The sequence below is a fragment of the Streptomyces sp. NPDC048106 genome, from assembly GCF_040706415.1.
In the GTDB taxonomy this organism is placed as follows: Bacteria; Actinomycetota; Actinomycetes; order Streptomycetales; family Streptomycetaceae; genus Streptomyces.
This window is the reverse complement of record NZ_JBEZND010000039.1, coordinates 14962-33951: the sequence shown is the minus strand read 5'-3', so window position 1 is coordinate 33951 and position 18990 is coordinate 14962. Positions and strand designations below refer to the sequence as shown.

At 71.1% G+C, this 18990-nt stretch carries 19 protein-coding genes; 11 read left to right on the top strand and 8 right to left on the bottom strand.

The window, feature by feature from the left end; all coding sequences use genetic code 11:
* The first annotated feature begins 6 nt into the window (after nt 1–6).
* The 3 genes from AB0927_RS31165 (at nt 7) to AB0927_RS31155 (ending at nt 3680) form a co-directional block, all read left to right on the top strand.
* On the top strand, nt 7–624 hold the full coding sequence (locus tag AB0927_RS31165) for a hypothetical protein (RefSeq protein ID WP_366671120.1): 618 nt from the start codon (nt 7–9) through the stop codon (nt 622–624).
* 109 nt (nt 625–733) lie between these two features.
* On the top strand, nt 734–1177 hold the full coding sequence (locus AB0927_RS31160; protein WP_366671119.1) for a tetratricopeptide repeat protein: 444 nt from the start codon (nt 734–736) through the stop codon (nt 1175–1177).
* Nucleotides 1178–1286: 109 nt separating this feature from the next.
* Nucleotides 1287–3680, top strand: coding sequence for an Orn/Lys/Arg decarboxylase N-terminal domain-containing protein (locus AB0927_RS31155; RefSeq protein ID WP_366671118.1), 2394 nt, complete (start codon nt 1287–1289; stop codon nt 3678–3680).
* Nucleotides 3681–3830: 150 nt separating this feature from the next.
* Here AB0927_RS31155 and AB0927_RS31150 read toward each other — a convergent pair whose 3' ends face one another.
* From AB0927_RS31150 to AB0927_RS31140, 3 genes are read right to left on the bottom strand one after another with little or no spacing between them, the layout of a single operon-like run.
* The gene (locus tag AB0927_RS31150) at nt 3831–4235 is read right to left on the bottom strand and encodes a hypothetical protein (protein WP_366671117.1); all 405 of its coding nucleotides are present in this window, start codon (nt 4233–4235) and stop codon (nt 3831–3833) included.
* On the bottom strand, nt 4232–5245 hold the full coding sequence (locus tag AB0927_RS31145; protein WP_366671116.1) for a metallophosphoesterase: 1014 nt from the start codon (nt 5243–5245) through the stop codon (nt 4232–4234). The genes AB0927_RS31150 and AB0927_RS31145 overlap by 4 nt, the downstream gene beginning before the upstream one ends.
* Nucleotides 5242–5796, bottom strand: a complete 555-nt coding sequence (locus tag AB0927_RS31140) for a plastocyanin/azurin family copper-binding protein (RefSeq protein ID WP_366671115.1) — start codon at nt 5794–5796, stop codon at nt 5242–5244. Before AB0927_RS31140 ends, AB0927_RS31145 begins: the two co-directional genes overlap by 4 nt.
* A 330-nt stretch (nt 5797–6126) precedes the next feature.
* On the opposite strand from AB0927_RS31140, the gene AB0927_RS31135 reads away from it, so the two are divergent.
* The 4 genes from AB0927_RS31135 (at nt 6127) to AB0927_RS31120 (ending at nt 8745) form a co-directional block, all read left to right on the top strand.
* Nucleotides 6127–6729: a sigma-70 family RNA polymerase sigma factor gene (locus tag AB0927_RS31135; RefSeq protein ID WP_366671114.1), complete on the top strand. Its 603-nt coding sequence runs from the start codon at nt 6127–6129 to the stop codon at nt 6727–6729.
* A 25-nt stretch (nt 6730–6754) separates the two neighbouring features.
* Entirely contained in the window at nt 6755–7573 is an 819-nt protein-coding gene (locus AB0927_RS31130) for a zf-HC2 domain-containing protein (RefSeq protein WP_366671113.1), read from the top strand.
* A 174-nt stretch (nt 7574–7747) separates the two neighbouring features.
* Nucleotides 7748–8176, top strand: a complete 429-nt coding sequence (locus tag AB0927_RS31125; protein WP_366671112.1) for an ATP-binding protein — start codon at nt 7748–7750, stop codon at nt 8174–8176.
* Nucleotides 8173–8745, top strand: coding sequence for a hypothetical protein (locus AB0927_RS31120; RefSeq protein ID WP_366671111.1), 573 nt, complete (start codon nt 8173–8175; stop codon nt 8743–8745). The genes AB0927_RS31125 and AB0927_RS31120 overlap by 4 nt, the downstream gene beginning before the upstream one ends.
* A 115-nt stretch (nt 8746–8860) precedes the next feature.
* On the opposite strand, the gene AB0927_RS31115 is transcribed toward AB0927_RS31120, so the two are convergent.
* Nucleotides 8861–10693, bottom strand: coding sequence for a cholesterol oxidase substrate-binding domain-containing protein (locus AB0927_RS31115; protein WP_366671110.1), 1833 nt, complete (start codon nt 10691–10693; stop codon nt 8861–8863).
* A gap of 238 nt (nt 10694–10931) precedes the next feature.
* Between AB0927_RS31115 and AB0927_RS31110 the strand changes: the two genes are divergently transcribed.
* Complete coding sequence (locus tag AB0927_RS31110) at nt 10932–11249, top strand: hypothetical protein (RefSeq protein ID WP_366671109.1); 318 nt, start codon at nt 10932–10934, stop codon at nt 11247–11249.
* Between the two features lie 9 nt (nt 11250–11258).
* Here AB0927_RS31110 and AB0927_RS31105 read toward each other — a convergent pair whose 3' ends face one another.
* On the bottom strand, nt 11259–12125 hold the full coding sequence (locus tag AB0927_RS31105; RefSeq protein WP_366671108.1) for a GNAT family N-acetyltransferase: 867 nt from the start codon (nt 12123–12125) through the stop codon (nt 11259–11261).
* Nucleotides 12126–12434: 309 nt separating this feature from the next.
* Here AB0927_RS31105 and AB0927_RS31100 point away from each other — a divergent pair, with 309 nt between their 5' ends.
* Nucleotides 12435–13646 carry a serine hydrolase domain-containing protein gene (locus AB0927_RS31100; protein ID WP_366671107.1) on the top strand — a complete coding sequence of 404 codons (1212 nt, stop codon included), beginning with the start codon at nt 12435–12437 and terminating at the stop codon, nt 13644–13646.
* Nucleotides 13647–13834: 188 nt separating this feature from the next.
* Here AB0927_RS31100 and AB0927_RS31095 read toward each other — a convergent pair whose 3' ends face one another.
* On the bottom strand, nt 13835–15199 hold the full coding sequence (locus AB0927_RS31095) for a hypothetical protein (protein ID WP_366671106.1): 1365 nt from the start codon (nt 15197–15199) through the stop codon (nt 13835–13837).
* 219 nt (nt 15200–15418) lie between these two features.
* Here AB0927_RS31095 and AB0927_RS31090 point away from each other — a divergent pair, with 219 nt between their 5' ends.
* Nucleotides 15419–15958 (top strand): winged helix-turn-helix domain-containing protein, encoded by a 540-nt coding sequence (locus AB0927_RS31090; RefSeq protein ID WP_366671105.1) that lies wholly within the window; start codon nt 15419–15421, stop codon nt 15956–15958.
* Between the two features lie 17 nt (nt 15959–15975).
* Complete coding sequence (locus AB0927_RS31085) at nt 15976–17250, top strand: MFS transporter (protein ID WP_366671104.1); 1275 nt, start codon at nt 15976–15978, stop codon at nt 17248–17250.
* A gap of 550 nt (nt 17251–17800) precedes the next feature.
* Here the strand turns inward: AB0927_RS31085 and AB0927_RS31080 are convergent.
* The gene (locus AB0927_RS31080; protein WP_366671103.1) at nt 17801–18694 is read right to left on the bottom strand and encodes an amidohydrolase family protein; all 894 of its coding nucleotides are present in this window, start codon (nt 18692–18694) and stop codon (nt 17801–17803) included.
* Nucleotides 18691–18858, bottom strand: coding sequence for a hypothetical protein (locus AB0927_RS31075; RefSeq protein ID WP_366671155.1), 168 nt, complete (start codon nt 18856–18858; stop codon nt 18691–18693). The genes AB0927_RS31080 and AB0927_RS31075 overlap by 4 nt, the downstream gene beginning before the upstream one ends.
* Nucleotides 18859–18990 lie beyond the last annotated feature (132 nt).

Sequence of the window (18990 nt, the reverse complement as noted above, 5' to 3'; positions counted from 1 at the left end):
TGCCTGATGCGGCGCCGGGCGGCCGCGCGGCTGTTGCGGCTGCTCAGCCTGGTCCCGGGGCCGGACATGACCGCCGCCTACGGCGCGGCCCTGAGCGCGACCGGCCTGTTCGAGGCGGAGGACGTGATGGAGGAACTGGTGGAGACCGGTCCGCTCCAGGCGACCTTCACCGGCCGCTACCAACTGCACGACTTGCTGCGGCTGTTCGCCCGCGCGCGCCTGTCCAGGGAAGAGACACCCGACGAGCGGGAAGCGGCCGAGGACCGGCTGCGCACCTGGCTGCTGGACACCGCCGTGGTCGCCGGCCGCTGGTACAAGCCCGGGTACGGCGCACCGCCGTCCTCCTGGCAGGGCCAGGTCCCGCTGGACACCGCCGAGCAGGCCCGGACCTGGCTCCAGAGCGAAGCCCCCGCCTGGCTCGCCGCACTGCGCGGCGCCGCACACAGGGGTGAGCACACCCAGGTCGTGGAGACCGCCGACGCCATGGAATGGTTCTGCGACCTGTGGGTCTTCTGTTCTGGGGGCACTGGCCAGGGGTCTTCCGCCTGTCCAGCCAGGCCGCCGCCGCACTCGACGACCCGTACCTGCGGGCCTTCCACCTCAACTGCCACGCCTGGGCACTGAGCACCTGCGAGCGTCGCTACCGCGAGGGCAGCGAGCGGGCCGACGAAGCGCTCGAATACGCCCGCCGCGCCAAGGACGTCCCCAACAGGCCTCGGCACTGGTCCAGGCGATGCGCCTCTGCGGAGGCGCCCTGCGCCTGCTCGGCCGCGCCGAGGAAGCCCTCACCCAGCACAAGCGCATCATCGCCTTCCTCGACGCGCTGGACTGTCCGGTGAGCGGGCACGTCGCCGACCTCTCCCGTGTCCGCACGATCCATGGACTCGGCCTCGACTACGCCGCGCTGGGGCGGTGGCGGGAGGCAGCCGACCACTATCGCGATGCCCAGGTCCGGTCCAGCCGCATCGACATCCTCCACAGGGAGGCCCTACTGCTGGTGCATCTGGGAGAAGCCCTGATCGAACTGGGAGAGACCGAGGAAGCCCGCTCCTGCCTCCGTCAGATACTCGCCTTCGGCGAGGCGGCCTACAGCGACGACCTGGAAACCGCACAGAGCCTCCTGGACTCGCTCCCGGCGACAAGAGGTGGAGGCCCTCGGGCGCAGTCAATGCGGTGACCACACGTTTCCGTCGTTCTGGTGGTTTGCCGTGCCCCGTGCCGGTGCCCGCCGTGGGCCGCCTCGCACACTGACAGGGGCGGCATCGGGCTGTCGGAAGGGGGACGGCATGGCCGACGGCAGGATCCTGATCGCGGTGCGGGAACACTCCCGTGCGGAGGGGGCCGCGCCCGATCAGCTGCGCGCGATCCGCGCGGCGGTCGAGGCGAAGGGTTTCGAGGTCCGCTGGGCTGTGACCACCGCGGACGCGCAGGCGGTGCTGCACACGGAGGCCGGACTGGCGGCGGCCCTGATCGCCTGGGACCTGCCTGGCGATCCGGGCGCGGGCCCGCCGGAGGGGCACGAGAGCGGCGCGGCGGCGGTGCTGCGGCACGTCGGCCGGCGGTTCCAGGACCTTCCGGTGTTCCTGGTGATGGCGGGCGAGGGCGTGCGGGAACTGCCGCTGTGGGTGTCGGAGATGGTCGTCGGCTACGTCTGGCCGCTGGAGGACACCCCGGGCTTCATCGCCGGCCGGATCGCGACGGCGGCCCGCGCCTATCGAGAGGCTGTGCTGCCGCCGTTCTTCCGGGCACTGCGCCGCTTCGACGACGCCCATGAGTACTCCTGGCACACCCCGGCGCACGCGGGCGGCGTGGCGTTCCTGAAGTCACCGGCGGGCCGCGCCTTCCACGACTATTTCGGCGAGCGGCTGCTGCGCAGCGATCTGTCGATCTCGGTGGAGGAGTTGGGCTCGCTGTTCGAGCACACCGGCCCGATCGGGGCGGCGGAGCGCAACGCGGCCCGCGTCTTCGGTGCCGATCTGACGTACTTCGTACTGCACGGCGACTCCACCTGCAACCGTCTGGTGGGCCACTTCAGCGTCACCCGGGACGAGTTGGCCCTCGTGGACCGCAACTGCCACAAGTCGGTATTGCAGGGCCTGGTGGTCTCTGGGGCCCGCCCGGTCTACCTGGTCCCGACCCGCAACGGCTACGGTCTGGCCGGGCCGCTGCCACCGGCCGAGCTGGCACCGGAGTCCGTGGCGGCCCGGATCGCCGCGCACCCGCTGGCCCAGGGGGCGCTCTCGGCGGATCCCCAGTACGCGGTGCTCACCAACTCGACGTACGACGGCCTGTGTTACGACGCGGTCCCGACGGCACGCGCGCTCGCGGCGAGCAGCCCGCGGGTGCACTTCGACGAGGCGTGGTTCGCGTATGCCCGCTTCCATCCGCTGTACGCGGGCCGCTACGGCATGGCGGTGCACGAGTCGTCGTTCCCCGGACCCGACCGGCCGACCGTGTTCGCGACTCAGTCGACGCACAAGCTGCTCGCCGCGCTGTCGCAGTCGGCGATGGTGCACGTGCGACCCGCGCCGCGGGCGCCGGTGGAGCACGAGCGGTTCAACGAGGTGCTGATGATGCACGGCACCACCTCGCCGCTGTACCCGATGATCGCCTCTCTGGACGTGGCGACCGCGATGATGGACGGCCCGCAGGGCGAGTGGCTGGTCGACGAGGCAGTGACCGAGGCGGTCCGGTTCCGTCAGGAGATGGTCCGGCTGCGGCGCCGTATCGAGGCCGCCGGGGACCGTCCACCGTGGTTCTTCGGCGTGTGGCAGCCGGAGTCGGTCACCGACCCGGCGACCGGCACGGAGCTCCCCTTCGACGAGGCCCCGCCGGAGCTGTTGCGCACGGAGCCGTCCTGCTGGACGCTCGAACCCGGCGCCGACTGGCACGGCTTCCCGGGGCTGACCGAGGGCCACTGCATGCTGGACCCGGTGAAGGTCACCCTGACCTGCCCCGGCATCACCCCCACCGGGGAGATGGGGGAGGAGGGCATCCCCGCACGCGTGCTCACGGCGTACCTGGCGACGCGGAACATCGTGGTGGAGAAGACCGACAGCTACACCACGCTGGTCTTGTTCTCCATGGGCATCACCAAGGGCAAATGGGGGACACTGCTGGACGCCCTGATGGACTTCAAGGCCCTGTACGACGGCGACGCACCACTGGAGCGGGTGTTGCCGCAGACCGTCGCCGCCCACCCGGTGCGGTACGAGGGACTGACCCTGCGCGAGCTGTGCCGACAAATGCACGACCAGCTCCGCTCGGCCCAGCTCGTGGAGCTGCTGGACACCGCGTTCCAGCAGTTGCCGGAGCCGGCGTTCCCGCCGCAGCACTGCTACCAGCGGCTGGTGCGGGGCGGCACCGAGCGGGTGCGCATCGCGGAGGCGGCCGGCCGGATCGCGGCCGCGATGGTCACCGTCACGCCACCGGGCATCCCGGTGCTGATGCCCGGTGAGCGTGTCGGCGCTCCCGACGGCCCGCTCCTGCGCTACCTCACCGCGCTGGAGTCCTTCGACCGCCATTTCCCCGGTTTCCGCAGCGAGACGCACGGCGTGACGATCGACGCCGGCACCGGCGACTACCAGATCGAGTGCCTGCACCCGGACCGGGACGGGCACCGGCCCGCACCCCCGGCCCAGCGGCACGCGCCGCGGTCGGCGGACACCCGGCAGCCCTGAGATCCCGTACGCGAGGCGCGTGGGAGCGGCCCAAGGGGCGGGGCCGGCGGCCGCCGCGGCGGCGCCGCGTCGGGTAGTCGCCAGCATCAGCCTCAGACCTTGGGGTGTGGCGTTGCCGGATGCGCCGCGCCCGGCCCGGGAGAGGTGTCCTCACGGAAGGCCGGACCGCACCGCGCCGTCCGGCACGGTTGTCTGCCAGACGGCGAGGAGCAGCAGCGTGCCGGCTTCGGCCAGGAGACTGAGCAAAGCCTGTGGGGCGGGCTGCAGACCTCTTTCGGTGAAACCGAACACGCCGACGGTGCGTGAGGCGGTGAACCCGCCGAGGGCGCCGAGCGCCACGCCGGCCGCGGCGGCCTTGAGCAGCAGCGGCATCCCGATCAGCAGCAGGGCCGCGACCGCGAAGGAGACGCTCGCCTGGAGCAGGAAAAGGGGGCCGACGACGCGGATGAAACGGTACTCGTCGATGTAGAGCTGAGCATGGATGTATCCGCTCGCGGCGAGCGTGGCGGCGATCGCCGAGCGTAGGGCCGGGGCGAGGAACCTTCCAGTGCTCATGCCAGCCTCTCATCCTTCACCGCCAGCTCTCGGGCGCCCTGCCGATAGCCGACGGTGCGAATACCGAGTGCGTCCTTGAGCCGTCGGGCGGGGACGACTTGGGGCGTGGGGGCGGGGGCCCGGCCCGGCTTGGGCAGCGGGTAGGCGGTGGTGGTCGCGGAGTGGAAAGTGATGTTGCCCTCTGTTTTGGTGAACAGCTGGTGGACGTGGCCGTTGAGGCAGGTGACCGAGGAGAAGCGGCGCAGCAGCGCGATGACCTTCAGCGCGTCGTCCGTGCTCCAGCCCCACTTGGGGTACATGGCGAACAGCGGGATGTGGCTGAAGACCACGACAGGGGTGTCCGACGGCAGGCCCGCGAGGTCCTTGCGGACGAAGTCGATCTGCTCGTTGCCGAGGTGACCGAGCTTCTCCAGACTCAGCGTGTTGACCAGGGCGACGAAGTGCACGCCATGGGTGTCGAAGCTGTACCAGCCGTCGCCGAGCGTGCCCTCGCCGAAGGTTCGCCGGTAGGCGCGGCCCGCGTCGCCGATGGAGTCGTGCTCGCCCGGCACGGTGAAGACGCGATCCGTCCGCATGCCGGTCATCATCTGCCTGACCTGGTCGAACTGGCCGGCCGTGGACAGGTGCGTGAGGTCGCCGCTGTGCATGACGAAGTCGGGCCTGAATCCCAGGGAGTTGACCTGGTTGATCGCTTCGGTGAAGGAGCCGGCGACGTCCGTGTTCGCCGGTCCCTGGAAGCCGATGTGACTGTCGGAGACCTGGACGAAGCGCAGCGCGCCGGTAGCCGTCGAGGCGGGCAGGGCGGCGGACTCGGCGGCAGCGCCGGCGTGCGGGTCCCGGGAGTCGGCGATGTGGCTGATCACCTCTCCACTGGCCACGGTCAGCACCACGGCCCCGCCGAACCACCCCGCGTGCCGCATGAGTTGACGCCGGGTCATGTCGAACCTGCCGGCAGGCTTCCAGTCGTCGTCGACGGGTGCTCCGTCGTGAGGATCGCGGTGCTCGGTCATGAGGTCACCTCCACGGTGGCGGTCATGAACGGATGGATGGTGCAGAGGTAGGCGTAGGTGCCGGGCTTGGTGAAGGTGTGGCTGTAGGTGGCGTGGGTGGCCAGGGCGGCCGAACGCAGGGGTCCGTCCGCTTTGGCGCTGGTCACGGTGTGAGCGTCGGTGTCCTGATTGGTCCAGGTCACCGTGGTGCCCACCTTGACCTTCAGGGTGGCAGGAGAGAACGCGAAGTTCTTGATCGCTACGGCGCCCCCGGTCACCGGTGCGGACGACGCCCTCGTACTCGGCGGGCCGGCGGGCCCGCTCATGCCGGGCATGGACGACATGCCGGGAGTGGCGCCCGCCGCGTTTGGTGGTCCGGAGGCGCCGGGCATCCCGGCCGGCTGGTGCTGACCTCGTCCAGGCGTGATGGCGCCGGCCCCGGCGGACGAGGCATGCGACGACTGGCCGCACGCGCTCAGGAGCCCCAGCGCGCCGGCGGTGGCGAGGGTGGCGACGGCGAGCCCGACCGCAGCGCGCGGTCGTCGGCCTGCCGTACGAGGGTTCAGGTACATGGTGTTGTTCCTTGCTGGATGAGGTGGAGACGGGGCGCCTGCCCACTGAGCGCACGCTCCGGGGTAGGGCCGCGTGCGCCGAGAAGATGCCCTTGCGTGCAGCGAAATCGAGCACGGAGTACGGCGGTTCGCCGGACGCGGGGAGCCGCGTATGGCGGCTGTTGTCTGCATTCACGGGCGGCGGGCGCGCACGGTTCGACCGATAGAGAGTTTTTGTGCCTTTTCTTCCGGGATGCGCCGAGCGCATGCCGCCGCGGCACTTGCGCACCGTGATCGCTAGCGCACTAGGGGTAGCGAGACAAAGCGTCGAATGTACGCAATGATCGTGTCATGTCCTGGAATCCCCGAAAGCGTGGTTCAAGGACCGATCCGGATGGCTCCGCGCGCCGTGTCTATGGTCGAGGGACGCTCTCGACCACGGACGAGGAACTGCTGCGCACCCTGTACGCCGAGCACGCGGGACCGCTGTTCCACTACGCGCTTCGGCTGACGTCAGGGGACTGGCAATGGGCGGAGGATGTCGTGCAGGAGACGTTGCTGCGAGCGTGGCAGCACCCTGCCGCGTTCGACCCGGCGCGGGGCTCGGCCCGAGCGTGGCTGTGTACGGTCGCCCGGCATCTGGTCATCGACGCCCACCGGGCCCGGCGGGCCAGGCCGGCCGAGGCCGGCGGCGAGGCGTTGGAGCGGGCCGCGGAGCAGACACCGGGCGAGGACGAGATCGAGCAGGCGCTCCAGAGCTGGGCGGTGGCCGAAGCCGTCCGGACGCTGTCCCCGGACCACCGGGCGGTCCTGCTGGAGACCTACTACCGGGGCCGGAGCATGGCGGAGACCGCACGGGTGCTGGGCATCCCGGTGGGCACCGTGAAGTCGCGGACGTACTACGCGCTGCACGCCCTGCGGCTGGCGCTGCGGGAACGGGGCATCGAGCCATGAGCGTGGCAGGCAGGAGGTGGCGACCATGAGTGCGGAGCACGACGTCCTCCGGCTGGCGCTGGGAGCCTACGTACTGGGCAAGCTGCCCCCGGCGGAGACGGAACAGGTGCGTGACCACCTCGCGGAGTGCGCCGAGTGCCGGGCGGAACACGCGCAGCTGACGGGACTGCCGGCGCTGCTGGCCGTGGTGACCGAGGCCGAAGCCGCAGGCCGGACGGCCCCGGCGGCCGAGGGGGAGATGGCCGATCGGCTGGTGGCGCGCGCGGCCGGCGTCGGGCAGGCTTCCCCGCCTGCGCGGCCCGCCGTGAGCGCGGGGCCGCGGGCGGGCGAGCCGGGTGTGCTGGAGAGGCTGCTCCAACAGGCCGGAGCCCGCCGCCGAAGGGCGTGGCGACTGCAACTGGCGGGCGGCGCCGCCTCCCTGATGCTCGTCGCGGGAGCCGTCGGCGGCGCGTGGCTGGCGGGCGTCGGATCCGTGGGCAGCGAGGCGAGGCAACCGGGGCCCACCGCGCCAGCCCCCCTGCGCACCTTCTCCGGAAAGGATCCCGCCACCGGCGTCTCCGCCTCGGTGAAGGTCTCGCCCTCTGCCTGGGGCAGCGTCCTACAGGTGCGTGCCCAGGGGGCGCCCGCCGGGATCACCTGCCGGTTGCAGGCGGTCGGGGCCGGCGGGGCCAGAACGGACGGCGCCACCTGGCGGGCGGGGGAGTACCCGCCCGAGACCACGATCCTTGGGGCGGTCCCCGTGTCCCCGGGGGCCATCGGGCACTTCGAGATCGTCGCGGGCAACGGCCAGAGGCTGGTCACGATCTGGCAGAAGCCGGTCAACTCAGCCCTGCCCGCGGTATGACCCGAGTCGCAACAAAATGCGCAAAAGGCGCCAACGTCTCGAACCGTTCGGTGTGCGCCGTCCGTGGAACTGATTGACCGCCCTTGCAGGGTCCGGCGTACCGGCCGACCCTCCAAGTCATCGGCGGGCCTTCCGCTTTCGGTCTCCACACACCCACAGAAGAGCCAGAAGACCATGTTTGTAGCCGATTCGCCCCGCACGAACACACTGCCTCATGAGTCCTGCCGCCACCAGGCGCTGCTCACTCTGCCCGCACAGGAGGCGCACGTCTCCGCCGCCCGTCACTTCGTGGCCGATCTGCTGGAGACCTGGAGCGTTCCCGAGAGCGCGCGGGACTCCGCCGTTCTCATCGTCGACGAACTCGCCGCCAACGCCGCCCAGTACGGCCGGGAGCGCATGACCCTGGTGCTCGTCCTCGACCACGGCATGTTGCACATCGTGGTCAGGGACTCCGGAACGGCCGTGGAGCACCCGCGCTCCGACATCGCCGCGGACGAGCACGGCCGCGGCACCGGTATCGTCCAGCACCTCGCGCACTCGACCGAGGTACACCAAAGTCGCCGCGGCCGCGAAGTCCGTGCCTGCCTGAGGTGCTCGGCATGACCGGCCCCGGCGCTCAGGGTGAGCCGCGCTCCCTCGGCAGGCGGGACACCACGGCAGGGCGGCGGTCACCGGTCGGCACGGACGGCTGCGGCACGGGATCACCCGACGGCCTCATCGAGCGGACGTGCGCGTCCCACAAGCCATGCCCTGCCGAGGACGTCCCTTCGGACGTCGGGGACGGCATCGGCGTCCCGTCCCCGCAGGAGGCGTACGCGAACGCTCCCGACCAGCGCCGTGAGATGCACCAGGTGATCGCCCTCGGGGCCGAGCGCGACGGCCGCCGGGTCGGCAGCGTCGCCGGACCACCCGCCGATGCCGCGGTCGCCGAGCGCGCCTGGCTGCTGCGTCGGGCCGCCCTCATGGACCGCGTGGCCCTGGAGACACCCGGCCCCGGCCCAGCCGGCGCCGCCGCACGCACCGCGGAAGAAATCCTGCGGTATGACCACCGCCACCCCGACCTGGTGGCCGGGCCCCTCCGCCCCGACGCCATCACGCCGGGCGGCGGCCTCCGCCTCTACGTCCGCCAGGAATACGCCGCATGGACGGCCGCGATGCGGCCCGGCGCCTGAGAGCCTGGTCATCACCCGGACGACCGCTTTTCCAGGGGCGTCGGAGCCGGTGGTCGTCACCGGGCCGGACGCCAGGGGGCGGCCGGTGGCGCCGGAAGCGTGGCTGCCCGCCCGCTCAGCGCAGCAGCGCGTCGAGGAACGGGTTGGACAGTACGCGGTGGGGGTCGAGCCGGTCGAGAATCGCGACCGCTTCGTCCCAGCCCGAGCCGCCTCCGGCGCGCTGGCTGGCGGGGATGGCGCGGGTGAGGACGTCCGGGTCGGACCACGCGGCGGTGTCGCTGTAGGCCCAGCCCTTCGACCACTCCACGCGAACCGTCGCCCGGTCCCCGTCCAGGGCCAGGAGGAACTGCTCGATGTCGCGGTAGAACCGGTGCAGGGCGGGTGTCGTCGGCAGGGAGAGCACGTCGATCCACACGGCCGTGTCGACGTCCGGCCGGTCGGGACGCGGCCGCAGGGCGGACAGCAGCGGGGGCCGCGCGCCGGGGACACCGCACACGAGCGGGTCCTCCAGACCAGTCACCCGGATCTCCACCTGGCCGTTGACCGGGTACTCGCCGCGCGCCGCGTACTGCGTGAGCAGGGTGCGGTAGAAGCCGGTGAACTGGCTGACCACCCACTGCAGATCGGCGCGGCGGGTGAGGACGGCGTAGCCGTTGGCGGTCTCGCGCAGCGTGGTGGGCCGCACGTACTGCAGCAGGTTGCGGGAGGAGCCCCACAGGTCCGAGCGCAGGCCGCCTGCCAGCAGGTGGGTGAGCACGTCGCCGGTCAGCACGTCCCGCACGAGGGTCCCCGAGAGCAGGACGTCGGTGATGTCGCCGGTCAACGCGACCTTGGCCAGCAGGTACTGGACCTGCCCGAAGAGCGGCGCACTCGCCCACGCCCCGGAGACCAGGTCCCCGGCCAACCGGGCCACCGGCTCCGGGAGGGAGTCGGAGAACGGGTAGTTGTACGGCTCGTCGACCGCGCGGGCGGTGAACGGCCGCTGCGGGGCGACGCTCCAGACCTTCAGCCAGGGGCAGTCGGTGAAGGCGAACCAGATCGCCTCCACCCGGCCGGTGCGGTCCACGAAGCCGTCCAGGGTCCGCGTGCCGGCCGGAGCACCGGGGGCGGCGAACAGTTCGGTGGCGGGGATGTCCAGAATGGACTGGCAGCGCAGATTGTGGTCGGTGCCGACCCTCAGAACGGCCTCGGTGACGAGCGAGCGGCCGAGGTGGGTGAGCAGGGCGTCACAGTCGGGCTCGGCTCGGCCGACGGTCCGCAGGACGTAGCGGCCGGCGGCGTCGTCCCAGACGACCACGGTCAGCTCGGTGACCAGATTGCTCAGCGAGCCGTAGCCGTGGCCGGACGACGGGCTCTCGCCCACGGCGGGGATGGCCGTGCCATGTGCGCCGATGGCGAGCGCGCCGCCGACCGACAGATCGCCGGGTGCCGGCGCGGAGGCGACCCCGTATCCGCCTGCGCCGGCGAACGCGAGCAGCGTCTCCAGCGAGGCGCCGGCCTGGACCCGGACGTGGGCCGACCCGTCGGCGGCCTGTTGCTCCAGCGACATCGCGGTGAGGTGTGCGGTGGTGTCCAGCAGGACGACCCGGGCCGCGGCGGATGTGCCGTCGGCCACCGTGAGGGGGGCCCAGCCATGCCGGTGCCCTTGCGCGCGTACCGTCCAGCCGGCGCCGTAGGCCCAGTTGACGACGTCGAGGACCTCCTGAGGGCTGCTCGGCGCGCATGTCCAGAGCTGGTCGGTACGAATCTCACCGGCCCAGTTCTCGTAGGCGCGCTGATAGATGTCGATTCCGGCTGGGAAGCCCGGCGGCGCTGCCGAGGCCGCGTAGGCGCTGCCCGGCCGGACCAGCCCGCGCAGCAACCAGACCGCGCCGCCCGCGGCGGCCGACGACGCGAGCAGCCTGCGCCGCGACAGCCCGCCGCCCTGGTTGGAAGGACTGTCCGTCATCCCCGCGCCCCCTGACCTGCTCCGAATCGGCCCCGCCGGGCCCGTCGAACACGCACGTTACCCAGCAAGGAAGGCATCGCGGTCATACATTCGGTCTAATCACTTGAACGAGTGAATGACCCGCGAACCGGCCCCTCCCGGGACGGGAACCGGTTCTCGGTGAACGCGATGTCCGCGACCCGCCCGCCAAGGCGTCATGGACACACCCCGAAGCCGCCGTCTGAAGGAGTATGGCCGCGTGAGCAGATCTGAGCGGATACGGAACGCGGCCCATCTCTGGCAGGAACACCTGGATGCCGAGTTCCCCGCCGACCTGCGAGGCGTCGAGTTCGAAGACATCGACTTGGTGCTGCTCGATGCCGATACCGCAGGTTGCGCCTACACATGGATCAGCAAAGGCGGCGACCTCGATCCGGAGCGCAGACGCCTTCTGCAGACCTGTGTCGAAGACCTGGACCGAGTGATTCCGCAGATCGGCGACCCCTCAGGACGCCGGTACTACCAGCGCCTGCACCAGCTCGCCCTGCTCGTTTCGGGGGACCCGGAAACCAAGTGAGATGGCTTCTCAGGAGAACTTGTATCCGGCGAAGTCGGCGACGCGGACGTACCCGATGCGCTGGTAGAGGGCATTGCTGGTGGGGTTGCCCGGGTCCGTGAACAGGACCACGTCCGTCGCGCCGGCGGCCAGCGCTGCCCGGCTCGCCTCGACCGTCACGGCGCCCGCGTAGCCGCGGCCCCGCAGGTGGGCCGGGGTGTAGACGGGGTCCACCCGGACCATGCCGCCGACGATCGAGGTCGCGGCCGCCATCGAGACGGGGGTTCCGTCCGGCGTCTCCCAGAAGGTGAAGTGCCTGTCGCCGAAACGCGAGTCATCCCAGGAGCCGGCGTCAATCAAGTCGATGGAGGGCTGCTCCCCGACATCGACACAGAACTCACGGCACCAGCGCACGACTTGCTCACGGTCCTGCTTGCCAGTGATGCGACCGCGGCCCTCCGGGCACGGCTGCGGTGGGGTGAGCGTGCCGAGACGGTAGAGATGCGTCCGCCAGAAAGGTATCGGTGCCGCGTTCGTGTGCCGCTGCCATGAGTCGGCGAAAGCGCTGGCGGTGTCCTGGTCCGCGATGACGTTGGAGGGCGAGTGGTCGCGACTGGCCAGGTGAGCGGCGAGGGCGTCGGTCTGCTGGACAGAGAGTGGGGTGAGGCCCAGGCGGCCGCCCGGAGTGAGATAGAAGATCGCGTGGACTCCGCCTCCTGACACCAGCCGGCCGAAGACGGGAGCTTCGCCGTCGTGACCGGCTGCCCCGCGTGTCCGCAGTTTCTCGATGTCCGTCAACGGGGTGTTGTGCAGGGCGGGGCGCGAGCGCAGGAAGTCTCCGGCTCGGGCGAGGAAGTCGTCGACGTCCTGGGTGAGGTGCCAGCCATCCGGGGTCATGCTTCATCATCCCGGATGACCTCGGCTCGGGGAGTACGCACTCAGCACCTTTCAGCCAGCCGCGGGCCCGGCGTGACGTACGGCAACCTGAGCTACTCCGCGCGCGTCAACGCAGCGCGCGCCAGGGGCACTGAGTTCCCGGTAAGCAATTCACCGTTCCTTACGGGGGGTTATCCCCACTGCCGTTCCGGATGATCGCCCCATCGCAACGGCTGGCACCGCTCGGGCATCGTGAACTGGCGAGGAGAGGGCGGGGTGTGAAGAGCCCTCCGCAGCAGTGGCCTTGCTACGAAGACGGAGGATGGACACGTGATCAAGCACAAGCGTGCACTGGGCGGGGCACTCACGCTGGCCGTGGCAGTCGGTGTGATGGGAGGCAGCCTGCCGGGTAACGCCGCCATCGCGGCGACCATGGCGAAAAGCACCGCCGCGCAGTCCCCCCACACTGCCGACGACGCTCAGCTGCGCGCGCTCATGCACCGGTTGACCACCACAGACGGTGCGCCCGGAGCACTCGTCGCGACGCGGGGCAGACGCGGCAGCGCGGTGCTGACCAGCGGCGTCGCGGACGTGGACAGCCAGGCTCCGGTGCGCGGCGACAGCAGGTTCCGGATCGGCAGCATGACCAAGCCCTTCGTGGCCACGGTCGTGCTCCAACTGGTGGGAGAGCACCGCGTCGATCTCGACGCCCCGGTGGAGCGCTACCTGCCCGGCGTCGTCCGAGGCCACGGGAACGACGGCCGGGTGATCACGGTCCGTATGCTCCTCCAGCACACCAGCGGCCTGCCCGACTACCTGGACTACCTCAACCCGCAGGACATACTCAAGGATCCGACGGCCCACCACGACACCCGCGACCTGGTGAACCTTGCGCTCGCCCACCCGCCGACCTTTGAGAAGCCCGGTGCGAAGCCCGGCTCCGAATGGCACTACTCCAACACCGACTACCTGCTGGCGGGCATGCTCATCGAGAAGGTGACCGGACACTCGTACGGCGAGGAGATCGGCCGGCGCGTCATCGAGCCGCTCGGCCTGCACGATACGTCCGTGCCGGGCGATGCCACGTCGATCCCCGGACCGCACCCGCGCGGATACGTACGCCCGGACAAGGACGCGCCGCTGATGGACATCACCGCGTTCAACCCCTCCATCGCGGGCGCGTCCGGCGAGATGATCTCCAGCGGCACCGACCTCAACCGCTTCCTGGACGCCCTCGTTCGCGGCAAGCTGCTGCGCCCGGCACAGCTCAAGGCGATGATGAAGACACGGTCGACCGGCAGTGACGACGGCCGGGAGTACGGCCTGGGCCTCGAGAGCCGACCGCTGCCCTGCGGAGGTCTCTACTGGGGCCACGGCGGCGACGTCTTCGGCTACCAGACCGCGGGCGGCGCCACGGCCGACGGCAGGCAGGCCACGGTCATGACGAACGTCGACCCGGGCGGAACGGACGCTCAGGACGACGACATAAAAGCCGCCGTCCAGGCGGGGCTGTGCGAGGGGCGGCCCGCACACTCCCGGTAGCGGTTCGACGTTTCTCGCCGCCCTCCGCCATCCCCACCGCCCTCCTTGGCCGGGCACGCGGCGTCGTCCCTGGCATGAAGAGAGCCGACCTGGCGACGACCGCGGGCGGCACCTTCGTACTGGACTGCCGACACCGATACCCGCTACTTCAACGTCAAGGCCGGCGGCCCCGGCCAGGGCCTGCGCCGTCAGAACGGTGGATCGGCGGAGTGGGCGCCGTCCCAGGCGGGTGTGGTCGGTGTGATCCTCGGCTGCTGGAGGATTCGTACAGCGTCTTCGATGCGGCCGAGGTCGATGAGGCGCTCGGCACGAAGAGAGCCGTTGGACGTCGGGTGCTGTTCGAGCACGGCGGCGGCTTCCTCGGCGCGGCCGGCTTCGGCAAGCACGTCGGACAGGGCCCAGGCCGCGTACCAGGTGCCGCCCTCGGGGTGCGCCCGCGCCTGCTCGATCGCCTCGTCGAGCAGTCCGCAGTCGGCCATGAGCGGAAGCCGCATCCGGAAGAACTCCCATTCCTCCTCGCCGCCGCCTCGCGCCTTGAGGGCATCGAGGTAGGCCAGGCCGTCCCGGGGCCGGCCCTGGTCGGCGTACAGGGTGCAAAGAGTGTGGACGATCCAGTCCTCCGCGCCGCCGGGCCGTTCGGCGAGCGCGCGCGTCACCTCGATAGCCTCGTCGCCCCGTCCGTGCCGGACCAGGAGCTCGGACAGCGGTACGGCGACATGCCACATACCGTCCGGCGCAGCACCGAACGCGCGGTAGGCGGCGATCGCGCCTTCCAGGTCGCCGCGTTCCTCCAGCACTTCGGCAAGGCGCTGCACGGCGTGTCCGTGTTGCTCGGACGCCGCGTACGCACGTAGTTCCGTGATCCGATCGTGCCTGGCCAGCAGGTCGGCCAGTTGGTCACGGCCGTTGACGGAGGTGACCTCGCGGGTGTGCAGCAGGGCGATCGCCTTCTCGTGCCGCCCCTGGCGTTCCCTGATCGTGGAGAGCAGACCGACCGCGTTGAACGGTTCCATCCGGAGGTTGTCGCAGCCGGGGTCGCCGCAAGCGGGGACCGCCGCTTCCACCCGGGCCTCCAACAGGGCCGCCGCTTCCTCGTCCAGGCCCGCCGCTTCGGCGACATCGACCAGGCACTCGGCGAGGAGCCAGTCCTGGATCCCGGCGCGCAGCAGCAGGAACGCCTCGCCGCTGCGGCCGTGGCGGGCCAGCAGGCGCGCGAAGAAGACCAGCGCCAGCCGGTCACCGGCATCCGCGCACGAGCGGGACAGCTCGATCGCCTCATCCACCCGACCCCAGCCCTCCAGCAGCTCCGCCCGGGCTCGGGCCGCCGGCCACCAGTTCGTGGCGATGTACGGAGCGAGCACCTCCAACGCCTGCTCACGTTGGTCCCGTTGCCCGAGCAGCCGTGCCCACTCCAGTGCGCAGAACCACTCGCCGCGGCCGGCCTGGAACTCCACTTCCCGCTCATGACCGAGTTGGAGGAGCCGCGACACCAGCAGCGGAGGAATGCAGCCCGGCAACGTTCGGGTCCGGTGGTCAAGATCAGCAGCGTCCACGACAGCGCACCTTAGCCCGCACCACTGACACGGCCCTTACCTCGGAGTCATCGCACGGGACCGGTGTCAAAAAACGGTCTTTGGCAACTCCCCGGATCAGCCGCGCGTCGGAGCCTCGGACGGAGAGTCTCGCGCGCCGGACAGCAGCTTCCAGCAGCTTCCGGACGTCCGCGCGAAATCCCCTTGGATAATGGTCAAGAATCGTTGACCATTGCTCGCATGCCTACCGACGATCTTCCCGAGACGTTTCACGTCACCACGGACGAACAGCTGCGCGCCGTCTCCAATCTCACGCGCCACCGGATCATGGCCGTGCTCCGCTTCGAGCCGGCGACGATCACGCAGATCGCCGAGCGCGTTGGCCTTGCGAAGGGGAGCTCCAGCTATCACGTACGGCTGCTGGAGCGGGCCGGCCTGGTGAAGGTGGTCCGGACGCGGAAGGTGCGGGGGGTCACCGAGCGGTACTACGCGATGGCCGCGGGGGCGATCGTGCTGCCGGATCCGGGCGAGGGAGGGCCCGATGTGCTGATGCGGCACGCGGTGGCGGACCTGGAGGCAGCGCCCGCTGACGGTGAGAGGCACGTACGGATGACGCATCTGCGGCTCACCGAGGAGCAGTTCGCGGAGCTGGGCGCACGGTTGCGGGCTCTGGCGGACGAGTACCGGGAACTGTCCGATCCGTCGCTGCCGGACGCGTCGTTCGTCTTCGCGCTGTTCCACCCGGCACGGCACGAGCAGGCCGAGGGGGACACCAAGTGATCTCAGACGTTCGGAAGTTGCCGACCGGGTTCGGACGGCTGTGGACCGCGCAGACGGTCTCCTCGCTCGGTGACGGGGTGACGCAGGCCGCACTGCCGCTGCTCGCGTTGACACTGACCCGGAATCCGATGGCGCTCGCCGTCGTCACCGCCTCGGGGACATTGCCGTGGCTGCTCTTCGGGGTGCTCGGCGGTGCGCTGGTGGACCGCTGGGACCGCCGACGCACGATGTGGGTCACGGACACGGCACGTGCCCTGCTGCTCGGAATACCCGCGGCGGCGGCCGTGCTCGGCGTCCTGAGCATTCCGCTGCTCGTGGCCGTCACCTTCCTGCTCGGCCTCGGCGGACTCTTCTTCGATACGGCTGCCACGGCCTATCTGCCGGATCTGCTCCGCCGCGATCCCGCACTCTTGGAGCGCGCCAACTCCCGCTTGCGCGGCACCCAGACCGCCATGTCCGGCTTCGCGGGGCCACCCGCGGGCAGCGCGCTGCTCGCGCTCGGGCGGGCGGTCCCGCTGCTCGCCGACGCGGTGTCGTTCATGCTCTCCGCACTGCTCGTACGCACGTTGCCCGCCATGCCCCGGCCCGTGCCGGAGGTCCGCGAGTCGCTGCTTCGGCAGGCGCGGGCCGGGGCCTCGTACGTCTTCCGGAACCGGGTGCTGCTCGGTCTCGCGCTCCGCCCGGCGGTCGGGAACGTCGCCTTCCTCGCTGTGGAGACCGTTCTCGCCCTCTTCGCGCACGACCGCCTCGGTGTCGACACCTACGGCTTCGGCCTGCTCCTCACGGCGGAGGCCACCGGCGGCCTGCTCGGCGCCGGCATTGCCTCCTACCTTGGCCGACGACTCGGCACCGGCACCGCACTGACCTGCACAGCCGCCGTCGAAGGGCTGGCCATCCTGGGCCTGGCCGCTGCCCCGAACCCGTACGTGGCCGGGTTGGCGCTCGCCGTCTGCGGCGCCGGCATGGGCGCCACGATGGTGCTCGGGCCCTCCCTCCGGCAGGCGATCGTCCCGGCCCACCTCATGGGCCGGGTCGCTTCCACCTCCCGCATGCTGGCCATGTGCGCCGCCCCCGTCGGGGCCTTCCTCGGCGGCTGGCTGGCCACCACCTACGACATCCGCACCCCGCTCTACGCCGCCGCCGTCCTCCTCCTGACGATGACGGCCGTCACGGCATCCATGACCAGCAACCACCACGTCGAAGCGGCACTGCGTGCCGCCGCCCCCGCCGACAGCCCGGATCACCCCGCATCCAAGGACCCCGCCAAGAAGAGCGCACCCACCTTCTCGTGACGCCGGCCGCGACGGCGTCACAACGAGCCGGGTACCAGGCCCCCGCGGGGCGCAACGAGTGACCAGGCCGGTCGGGTGTGCCGGCCGTCAATCCCAGCTCGGCGACACGTCCAGACGCGATCCGTCGGGCGTGCCGCACTGTCCGTGGCAGCGGGCAGATCGGGGCGCATGACTTCGGTGGTCGAGGAAGCCGCGTCCCGTGCCCGCATGGAGGCCCACCGCCCGAGGATCGATCCCCTCCCGGGCACGTAGGACATGGTCTTGCCGGGAGCCCGTACATCCGGCCGGAGCGGAGGTGCAGTGCGTAGGGCCCGAAGCAGTCGACCGCGAAGGTCGCGACCGGAGCACCGCGGCGGCAGGCACCCGCTGCCGTTCCTTCCAGTTCACCGGCACGGCCGGCATCTCCGACCCTGATCGGGAGAAGCACGCGGAGCCGCGTGGGCAACGGAGGCGGCGCCAGGACGCTGGACGGCGCCGCTTCATCGCCGGGCAGTCCCAAAGCCCCGTAACGGCTGGTTGGTTCGCTGCTCGTGGCGAACGAGCCGGCCGATCAGAGCCGCTTGGCATGACCGCCGTCAAGCCGGTAGGTCCTCACCGCGTTCGTGTGCAGGACGGCGTCGGCGGCCTCGCGGGGAAACGCGGCGAGCGCGGTGCGTACCAACTCGAGCCAGGTCGCGTAATGCGTGGCCTGCGTCATGACCGGCCAGTCGCTGCCGTACAGGCACCGGTCGGGACCGAAGACCTCCAGAGCCTCGCGCAGCAGGGAGACCATCATTTCGGGCGAGGTGGCGGGGGCTGCCTCGGTGGTCAGACCCGACAGCTTGCAGACGACGTTGTCCTGGCGCGCCACCCGCCGCATCGCCTGCCGCCACGACGTGCCGGGGTCCGCCGGGGACGGCTTGCCCAGGTGGTCCAGCACGATGAGGGTCTGCGGACACGCCTCGGCGAGTTCGGCGAGTTCCGACATCTGATGCCGGCGCACACACGCGTCGAAGGGCAGCCCGGCCTCGCCCAGGAGGCGCACCCCTGCACGGAATCCGGCGTCGGTGGTGAAGCCGGCCGGCTCGTCCTGGATGTTGCGCCGGACCCCCACCACGAAGGGGTCCTGGGCGTAGCTGCGGATGGCGCCCGCGGCCCTGGAGGAGTCCTCCAGCGGGGCGTGCACGACGGCGCCGCGGATCCACGGCCGGTGTTTCGCCTCGCTGCGGACCCACTCCAACTCGTCGGTGGCCTGTTGCCCGATCCGCCCCGCTTCCACGAAGACCACGTCGACCGGTTCGGGGACGGTGTCGGCGAGGTCGCGGGGTGTAAAGGGCTTGTGGAGCCGGGGAACGGCGCCGAGCCAGGGGTAGGTGAGGCGACGTGGGTCCCAGAAGTGGACGTGGGTATCGATCGGTGACCGGACGTCGCCAGAGGGCATGGTGCGCACCACAGGCTCGCTCATGACCACACTCCCGGGTGCCGTTCAGCGAGGACGTTGCTGGCCCGGCCACGGTCACGGACGGGGGCCAGGCACCGCTCGACCGCGTGCCGCAGGCCGTCGTCGAGTGCTTCGCCGAGGCAGCCGGCGGTGCGGCGAACGACCTCGGGGTCCTGACGTGTCACCATCGTTCCTCCTCCGCTCGGACGAAGTGCGCGCGGCGACGGCGCGAAGGGGCAGAGCCGGCGCCGTGGCAGCGGTCGCCACGTGGTCGTGCTCGGGCTTGGCCGCGTGCCGACCGTGTGTGATCCGTCCGCGCG